The organism is Halorubrum sp. AJ67, from assembly GCF_000513435.1.
Map to the genome: position 1 here is coordinate 68,800 of NZ_CBVY010000018.1, position 1,443 is coordinate 70,242.

Annotated in this window: 2 pseudogenes; both read left to right on the top strand. The window is 70.6% G+C overall.

Features of this window, described 5'->3' with window-relative positions:
* Positions 1-225, top strand: a pseudogene (locus BN903_RS12855) (nucleotide sugar dehydrogenase); the annotation flags it as partial.
* Positions 225-1,443: pseudogene (locus tag BN903_RS12860) on the top strand (glycosyltransferase family 2 protein); the annotation flags it as partial. The pseudogenes BN903_RS12855 and BN903_RS12860, both read left to right, overlap by 1 nt.

Here is a 1,443-nt window from a genome sequence, read left to right on the forward strand (position 1 = left end):
ATGCCCGGAGAACGCGTCTCCCTCGACGAGATAACCGGCCGCGAGGTCGACGCCGCGGTCCTCGTCACCGCGCACGACGAGTTCCGGTCGATCGACTGGACCGCGTTTGAGCGGGAGGGCCCCGACGGGACCCGACGCGGGATCCCCGTCGTCGACGGGCGGCAGGCGCTCGACCTCTCGGGGACGGCGTACCGCGTCTACACCGTCGGACGGGGGTGGAGCTGATGTATCGGGGGGCTACCGTCGCCGTCGTGGTCCCCGCCTACAACGAGGCGGGGTTCGTCGGCGAGGTCATCGAGACCGTCCCCCGGTTCGTCGACCGCGTGTACGTCGTGGACGACTGCTCGACCGACGACACGTGGGCGGAGATCCGCGAGACGCTCTCCGGGTTCGAGGGGTCGGAGCGTCCCGGCGGTCTCCTGCGACCGGTCGTCGACCGGGCGGAAACAGTCTCCGACGGGTCGGGTGCGATCACCGACGGGTCGGGAACGATCACCGACGGGTCGGGAGCGATCACCGACGGGTCGGAGGCCGTCGCCGGCGGATCGGGACCGATCGACGACGGACCGAGACCGGTCCCCGACGGGCTGAAACCCGCTTGGCGGGACCGGATCGTCGCCCGGGACGCGCGGTCGGGAACGCCGCTGCCCGACCGTCACATCGTCGCGCTCCGGCACCGCGAGAACACCGGGGTCGGCGGCGCGATAAAGACCGGATACCGCAACGCCGCGGGCGACGCCGCCGGCGTCGACGTCGTGGCGGTGATGAACGGCGACGGGCAGATGGACCCGACGATCCTCGACCGGATCATCGACCCGGTCGTGAACGGGGACTCCCATTACGCGAAGGGGAACCGCCTCCGGCACACGGAGTACAGGCGCGACATGTCGGTGTGGCGGACGTTCGGGAACTTCCTACTCACCGGTCTCACGCGGATCGCCAGCGGCTACTGGGGGATGACCGACCCGCAGAACGGGTACACGGCGATCTCCCGGGAGGCGCTCAAGCGCGTCGAGTTCGAGTCGCTCTACGAGGACTACGGCTTCTGTAACCACCTGCTTGTCCGCCTGAACAGGCAGGGGTTGCGGATCGCCGACGTCCCATGCGAGCGGTGTACGGCGACGAGACGAGCCACATCCGGTACGGCTCGTTCGTCCCGGCGCTCTCGCTGCTGCTGTTGCGGAGCTACCTCGGACGGCTGCTCGACGCCGACCGAGGAGGGTTCGGCGACCCGGCGGCCGCCGCACAGCTCCTCGGGATGGGATCGGTCGTCGTCGGGGTCGCGATTGGGCTGGGTACGCTCCTCGCGTTCGCTCCGGCGGCGGCGTCCGCGGGCGGAGTCGTGGCGCTTCTCGGTCTCGTCTCGTTCGTCGCCGGCGTCGCGACCGAGCGACGGCGGAACGCCGACTTGGAGGTCCGAGTCGACCCGGACGCACCGCCGTG